The organism is Streptomyces sp. NA02950 (assembly GCF_013364155.1).
GTDB lineage: Bacteria > Actinomycetota > Actinomycetes > Streptomycetales > Streptomycetaceae > Streptomyces.
On sequence record NZ_CP054916.1, the window covers coordinates 5,208,183 to 5,215,967 of the forward strand.

The following is a 7,785-nucleotide window of genomic DNA, read 5'->3' on the forward strand; positions in this document are numbered from 1 at the left end:
TCGGACAGGGGGCAAAATGCACGAGCGGGAATTCCGCGCCTTCGTCTCTATAGCGGAGATAGGGCGGATGGATCAGGCGGCGAAGGTCCTCGGTTATTCACAGCCCGCCATCAGCTATCAGATCAAGTGCCTGGAACAAATGCTGGGCACAAAGCTCTTCACCCGTGACTCCACCGGCGCCCAGCTCACCAGGGAAGGGCGCATGATCCTGCCGTCGGCCCGTGCCGTACTGGCTCTCATCGACAGTATGAAAGGCGTCTGCGCCGCCTGACCCCGCACCACCCCGATGGGCCCGCGTCCCCCGCACAACGGGGGGCCGGGCCCTTTGTCCGTCCCGTCGCGGGCGGGACGCCGCCGTCCGGGGCGGGGCAGGGCTGTCCACAGGGTGTGGATGGCAGGAACGTGCAGGGAACACAACCACCGGTTACGTCACGGGGGTTCAGCCGACGCGGTCGCTGTCCCAGACCCAGGCGGCGATCCCCACCCGGTTCCGGACGTCCAGCTTCCGCTGGACGTTGGCGATATGGGTCTTGACCGTGCCGGCCGAGATGAACAGCTCGCCCGCGATCTCGGCGTTGGTCATCCCCTGGGCGACCAGCCCCGCGATCTCCACCTCGCGCTCGGTCAGCGCCTCGACCGGCTGTTTGGCCCGCGGCTTCTCCGGCTCCTGGAACTGGCGCAGCAGACGGACCGTCACCGAGGGACTGATCATGGCGTCCCCGGCCATCGCCGCCCGGATCGCCTCCACCAGCAGGGTGGGCCCGGAGCGTTTGAGGAGGAAGCCGCAGGCGCCGTTGCGCAGCGCGGTGTGGACGTATTCGTCGAGGTCGAAGGTGGTCACCACGATCACCTTGACCGGGTCCTCGACATCGGGCCCGGTGAGCAGCCGGGTGACCTCGAGCCCGTTCATCCGCGGCATCCGGATATCGGCGAGCACCACGTCGGGCCGCAGCTTGCGGGCGAGTTCGACGGCCTCCAGGCCGTCCCCGGCCTCGCCCACGACCTCCATGTCCGGTTGCGAGTCGAGGATCAGCCGGAAGCCGATCCGGACGGTGTCCTGGTCGTCGGCCAGCAGGATGCGGGTGGTCACGGCACTCACCGTAGCCGGAAGGGCACACCCTCCGCACCGGGACGGCCTCGGGGCCCGTATTCAAAGTTTCGTTAAGGGCTTTGGGGGCGTGGTGGCGGTTGGGAGCATTCGGCCAGGCCGTGTCCTGCGGATCAGCTCGGATCAGCCCGCGGCCCCCCTTCTCGACGCCGTGCGGCTCCGCGCGGTGCTTTTCAGGTTGGAGTGGTGACTGAGCATGGCTCGCACCAGAACACTCAGAGTGGCGGCGGCGTGTGCGGCGTCCGTGACCGCCTCCGTGGCGTTGATCGCGAGCGGACCCCTGGCCTCGGCGGCCCCGGACTGGCTGGGCCGCGCCGCACACCGTTCCCCCTCGGACGTGGCCATGCTGTCCGCGAAGGCCGGGGATCCGGTGCGGCCCGCCTGGCCCGCCGGGGACTTCGACGGCACCGGCGCACCGGCGGGCACGTCCGGCAAGGACACCGCCGCGGCACCGAGGCCCGCCTCCCCGGCCGACGGAGCGACCACGGCCGCCCGCCGCCCGGTGCTGAGCGCCGCGCGCGCCGCGGGCGGTGCCGCGTACGAGTTCGTGATCGGCACCGGTGACACCCCGCGCAGCGGGCAGACCGTCTCCTCCGGCTGGCTGCGGACACCGCGCTGGACGGTGCCGGACGGGGTGCTCAAGGACGGGGAACGGTACCGCTGGACCGTGCGGGCGCGGAACCGCGCGGGCGGCACGGTGACCGCCGACGCCCCGGCCCGCTCCCTCGCGGTGAACCTGCGGCTCGGAGCGCAGGCCCCCGGGGGGCCGGTGCCCGCCGACACCCTCGGCCCGGTGTCGGTGAACCTGGCCAACGGCAACGCCACGGCCTCCGTCGCCACCCCGCAGGCCGCCACCCCCGCCGGTCCGCAGGGCGCCACCTTCACCTACAACTCACTGGCCACCGCCGAAGTGGGGCTCACCGGCGCGTACTACACCGGCACCTCCGGCACCGGTATCGGCGACGACGAGGACCCGGCGGCCGTACGGACCGACACCCAGCCCTCGTTCGGCTGGGGCGGCGACAGCGCGCCGTGGCCGGACGCCACGCCCGGCGACCGGTTCCGGGCGCGCTGGACCGGACGCCTGCGGGTGCCCGACTCGGGCGGCTACCGCCTGGGCGGCGTCTACGACGGCGGGGTGCGGATCTGGCTGGACGGCACCCCGGTCGTGGACGACTGGAAGGGCGACAAGGGCGGTACGGCGCCCGAGTTCGGAGCCGTACGCCAGTTGAAGGCCGGGCACACCTACCGGATCCGGATGGAGTACCAGCGGCCCGCGAAGGGCGGTCGGGTGGCCCTGTGGGTCCAGCGGTCCGGCAAGGGCAGCCTTCCGGTGCCCTCGTCGTGGCTGGCGCCCGCCGGTGCCGTACTGCCGCCCGGCTGGAGCGTGACCCCGGCCGCCACCGGGGCGGACGGCGCCAGCGCGGTCAAGGAGGGCACGGGCGACGGTGCGCCGGGCGCGGGGACGACGGGGAACACGGGCGCGGCCAATCCGCTGAGCCCCGGCGGAGCGGAGGAGAAGCCCTCCGCCGCGGCCTCCGGACGGCCCGCGTCGTTCGCCGAGCCCGGCGACAACGGCAAGGCCAACGGCAAGGCCAAGGGAACGTCCGACGCCGCCCAGGTCAAGGCCGCCGAGGAGGCCGAGGACGCGGGTCTGAAGTTCTCCTACGCGGGCAGCCCGACCTGTGCCGACGACCACGCCCCGCGGGGCTTCGTCTGCGCCGTCACCGTGCCGGGCGTGGGCACCACCCAGCTGCACTACGCGGCCGGGAAGCTGGCCCGGATCGTCAACCCCGGTGACGAGACCACCGACTTCGGCTACACCGCCGACCACCGGCTCACCGATGTGCGCACCCCGCTGGTGATGGACTGGATCGCGGTCGACCCGGTCCGGCGGAACCACGCCACCGCCAACTACCGGCTGGCGTACGCGGATACGGACGCCCACCGGAACCGGGCCACGCTGCTGGCCGGTCCCGAGCCCACCGGCTTCGCCGGCGGCAAGCCCGCGCGCCCCGAGCACGCCTACCGCTACGGCTCCGGCTCCACCCGGATCGAGGTGGCCGGGCTGCGCGGGGTCCGCACCGTGGCGTACGACACCGCGGGCCGGGTCGGCGCCGACACCGACGCCACCGGCCGTACCGTACGCACCACCTGGACCGCGGGCGGCGAGCCCGCGACCGTCCTCGACGCCGCGGGCCTGCTGACCACCACGGTCCACGACGGGGCGGGCCGCCCCGTCGGCACCTTCGGGCCCGGCCCCGAGAAGTGCTTCACCGCCGGCGGCAGGCTGATGGCCCCCGCCCCGGACGGCTGCGCGAAGGTGCCGTCCGAGACCACGACCTACGGCGCCACGAGCATGACCACCGTCACCGCGGGCTCCGACGGGGTCCCGGACCGCACGGTGGAGACCCGGCTCAACGAGATGGGTGTCCCGGTGGCGACGGTCACCGATCCGAAGGGGCTGAAGCTCAGGACCGGTTACACCTACGACGAGATGTTCCGGCCCACCGCCAAGGTGATGCCCAGCGGCGCCCGGCAGACGTACGCGTACTACGGCGCGGACGAGAAGGCCGACAACCCCTGCACCGACAAGGACGATCCGCTGCCCCAGGCGGGGCTGCCGAAGTCGGTCACCTCGGCGGCACCGGCCAAGGGCGCCGCGCGGGCCGAGCGGTTCGTCTACAACACCCGGGGGCTGCCGGTCGCGGTGAACTTCGGCGGGCCGAAGTGGGCCTGTGTGGACTACGGGGAGCGCGGCCAGATCCTCGCCATGCACGTCCCCGGCACTGCCGACGCCCCGGCGCGCACCATCGCCTACGACACCGCGCACGGCGGTGATCCGCTGACCACGAAGGCGTCCGAGCCCGGTGGCGATCTGGTGTACACGGTCGATCTGCTCGGCCGCACCGTGCGGTTCACCGATGTCCACGGCATCCGTACCGACACCCGCTACGACCGGGCCGGGCGCGCGGTGCGCGAGACGTCCACGCCGCCCGGCGGCGGGGACCGGACGCAGGTGAAGACGGTGGCGTACGACGACGCGGGCCGGGAGACCGGAGTCGCGCTGGACGGCAGGACGCTGGCCACGGTCGCGCTGGACGAGGGCGGCCGGATCGAGAAGGTGAGCTACGCCAACGGCAGCCGTCTCGCGGTGCGCCGGGACGCCGCGGGCCGGATCACCGCCAAGGACTGGGAGCTGGCCGACGGCCGGAAGCTGCCGAGCCGGGTCACCCGCGCCCGGTCCGGGGTGGTGACGGACGAGTCCACGGCGGGTGAGGATCCCCGTGAGGACGGGCCCGACTACCGCTACGACGCGGCGGGTCGGCTGGTCGACGCCTGGGTGACCGGACACCACTACGGCTACGACTTCACCGCCGCGCCGAAGGACTGCCCGGAGGGCACCGAGGCGGGCGCCGGGGACAACGGCAACCGGCTGCGGCTGACCGACCGCACGGCGGACGGGACCACCGAGACCGGCTACTGCTACGACGCCGCCGACCGGCTGCTGGCCACCACCGGCGACCACCCGGTGAGCGGGGTGACCTACGCCGAGAACGGCCATATGACCGGCTACCGGACCGGCGGTGCCACGGTGGTGCAGCGCCACGACGCGGCCGAGCGCTACCTCGGTACGAAGATCACCGGGACGGACCCGGCCGAGGTGCGCTACGGCTCCGACATCGCCGACCACCTGGTGGAGCGCACCTCCACCGGCGCCGGTGACACCGGCCTGCTCTACGGTCACACTTCGCCGGCCGACGGGGACGTCGACTTCGTGCTCCGCGCCGACAAGCGGGTGCTGGCCCGGGTGGTGGCACTGCCCGGCGGGGTAATGGGGGTGCGCAAGGGCGCCGTGGACGGCGCGCGCACCAGCTGGAGCTATCCGACCGTGCGCGGCGATGTGTTCGCCGTCGCCGGGGACGACGGACAGCAGCGGGGCGGGGTGTACCGCTACGGCCCGTACGGCGAACCGCTCACCGCGAAGGGCACCGTGGACCCCGACCACGTCCCGGACAACCTGCCCGGTGACTACGACTACGGCTGGCTCGGCCAGTACCAGCGCGGGACCGAGCACGCGGGCGCGCAGTACGCCACGGTGCTGGACACCCGGCTGCTCAACAACGCGCTCGGCCGCTTCACCCAGCCGGTCTCCAGTGGGCCGTTCCTGAACGCGTACGAGTACGCGGCCGGTGACCCGGTCAACCACGTGAGCATCGACGGCTTCAGCCTGGAGGTGGAGAAGGAATGACGGAGAAGTATTTCACGGACGCCGAGGTCGACCTGCTGGAACACCACGGCACCCAACTGGTCCGGGTCACCCCGCGCCACGGGGGCGACGGACCGGGGTGGATCGCCGCCAACGTGGACGGGCTGCGGTCGGCGATGCTGGACCACGCCGCGGTGATGGTGAAGAACCTGGGCCTGGGCGAGCAGGACGAACTCGCGGGGCTCGCCGGGCTGATCGGCGGGCGGACGCTGGAGTACAACGAGCGCTCCACCCCGCGCAGCCGGGTCAAGGGGAACGTCTACACCTCCACCGAGTACCCGGCCGACCAGTCCATTCCGCAGCACAACGAGAGCGCGTACTCCCACAACTGGCCGCACAACCTCTTCCTGTACTGCGCCAAGGCGGCGGCCACCGGCGGGGAGACCCCGGTGGCCGACAGCGGCGCGGTCCTGGACCGGCTGCCGGAGGACCTGGTGGCGCGGTTCGAGGAGCACGGGGTGCTCTACACCCGCACCTATCGCACCGGGATGGGCCTGTCCTGGCAGGAGGGGTTCCAGACCGAGGACAAGGCGCAGGTGGACCGCTACTGCGCCGAGCACGGTATCGAGGCGGAGTGGGACGGCGAGGTGCTGCGCACCCGCCAGCGCCGTCCGGCGGTGGTGGAACACCCGCTCACCGGGCGCAGGGTGTGGTTCAACCAGGCGCATCTGTTCCATGTGCACGCGCTCCCGGAGGCGGTGCGCGAAGGGCTGCTGGAGATCTGCGGCGAGGACGGGCTGCCGCGGAACGCCTACGCCGGCGACGGCACCCCGATCACCGCGGAGGAGCTGGCCACGATCCTGGACGTGTACGCCACCACCACGCTCGCCGAGCGGTGGGAGGACGGCGATCTGATCATGATCGACAACATCCTCACCACGCACGGGCGGCGCCCTTTCACCGGGGACCGCAAGGTGCTGGTGTCGATGACCCGGCGCGAGGGGTAGGCGCGGGATGTCCGGTCAGCCGCCGAACGCCCTCGATGAGCCGAACGCCCTCGACGGGCCGGAACCCGCCGAGGCCGATCTCACCGAGGCCGATCTCACCGAGGTCGATCTCACCGATCCGCAGACCTTCCTGAACCGTGACCCGGCGCCCATGTGGCGGCGGTTCCGGGAGCACAGCCCGGTGCACTGGCATCCCACCGAGGGGCTGATGCCCGGCTTCTGGGTGCTCTCCCGCTACCGGGACGTGATGTCGGTCTACCGCGACAACCGCGCCTTCACCTCGGAGAAGGGCAACGTCCTCACCACCCTGCTCCAGGGCGGCGACTCGGCGAGCGGCAAGATGCTCGCCGTCACCGACGGGGTCCGCCACCGCGAGATCCGCAATCTGCTGCTCAAGGCGTTCGCGCCACGGGTGCTGGAGCGGGTGGTGGCGGGGGTGCGACGGCGCACCGAACGGCTGGTGCGCACCGCCGTCGAGCGCGGTGGCTGCGACTTCGCCCAGGACGTGGCCGAGCACATCCCGATGGCCACCATCGCCGATCTGCTCGGTGTCCCGGAGTCCGACCGGGGCTATCTGCTCACCCTCACCAAACAGGCGCTGAGCGCGGAGGAGGCCGGGCAGAGCGCCCAGGACTCCCTGGTGGCCCGCAACGAACTGCTGCTGTACTTCGCCGAGCTGGCCGAGGAGCGGCGCGAGGAGCCCACCGGGGACGTGGTCAGCGTGCTGGCCACGGCGACGGTCGACGGTGAGCCGCTCACCGAGGAAGAGATCGTCTTCAACTGCTACAGCCTGATCCTCGGCGGCGACGAGACCAGCCGGCTGTCGATGATCTGCGGGATGCGGGAGCTGATCGAGCACCCGGTGCAGTGGAAGCGGCTGCGCGGCGGGGACGTCACGGTGGACAGCGCCGTGGAGGAGGTGCTGCGCTGGGTCACCCCGGCCATGCACTTCGGACGGCGGGCCGTGGTGGACACCGACATCGGCGGACAGCGGATCCGCGCCGGGGACATCGTCACCCTGTGGAACAGCTCCGCGAATTACGACGAGGAGGTGTTCGCCGCTCCGGAGGAATTCGATCTGGGCCGCACACCGAACAAGCACGTGTCGTTCGGATACGGACCGCACTTCTGTCTCGGCGCTTATCTGGGGCGTGCGGAAATCCACGCGATGCTCACCGCGCTGCGCACTTTTGTGGCCGAGGCGGAGTTGACCGGACCGGGCCGGCCGATCCACTCCAACTTTCTGCACGGCTACAGCAGTCTGCCGGTGTCCCTGACCCCGGCCACCGCCTGAGCCACCGCATCCGACTGCCCCGGCCGTCCCCAGGCCGGGGCAGTCTCCGTACCGGGCGGCCGTCGAGGTGCGGGGTGGCCGTCGAGGTGCGGAGCAGCCGTCGACGGTAGCCGTCCGGCGCGCATCCGGTACAGCGCGATACGCATTCTTCGATATGCGTTTCTCG

At 72.1% G+C, this 7,785-nt stretch carries 5 protein-coding genes; 4 read left to right on the top strand and 1 reads right to left on the bottom strand.

Annotated features, from left to right (window positions below; translation table 11 throughout):
* Window positions 1-16: 16 nt before the first annotated feature.
* The gene (locus tag HUT19_RS22970) at window positions 17-271 is read left to right on the top strand and encodes a LysR family transcriptional regulator (protein ID WP_176182264.1); all 255 of its coding nucleotides are present in this window, start codon (window positions 17-19) and stop codon (window positions 269-271) included.
* Between the two features lie 168 nt (window positions 272-439).
* On the opposite strand, the gene HUT19_RS22975 is transcribed toward HUT19_RS22970, so the two are convergent.
* A complete protein-coding gene (locus tag HUT19_RS22975; RefSeq protein WP_217712280.1) occupies window positions 440-1,090 on the bottom strand; it encodes a response regulator transcription factor in 651 nt (216 codons plus the stop codon).
* A 214-nt stretch (window positions 1,091-1,304) separates the two neighbouring features.
* Between HUT19_RS22975 and HUT19_RS22980 the strand changes: the two genes are divergently transcribed.
* From HUT19_RS22980 to HUT19_RS22990, 3 genes are read left to right on the top strand one after another with little or no spacing between them, the layout of a single operon-like run.
* Entirely contained in the window at window positions 1,305-5,360 is a 4,056-nt protein-coding gene (locus HUT19_RS22980) for a PA14 domain-containing protein (protein ID WP_176182266.1), read from the top strand.
* Window positions 5,357-6,325, top strand: a complete 969-nt coding sequence (locus tag HUT19_RS22985; protein ID WP_176182267.1) for a TauD/TfdA family dioxygenase — start codon at window positions 5,357-5,359, stop codon at window positions 6,323-6,325. Before HUT19_RS22980 ends, HUT19_RS22985 begins: the two co-directional genes overlap by 4 nt.
* A 7-nt stretch (window positions 6,326-6,332) precedes the next feature.
* Window positions 6,333-7,619, top strand: a complete 1,287-nt coding sequence (locus tag HUT19_RS22990) for a cytochrome P450 (protein WP_176182268.1) — start codon at window positions 6,333-6,335, stop codon at window positions 7,617-7,619.
* Window positions 7,620-7,785: the final 166 nt, after the last annotated feature.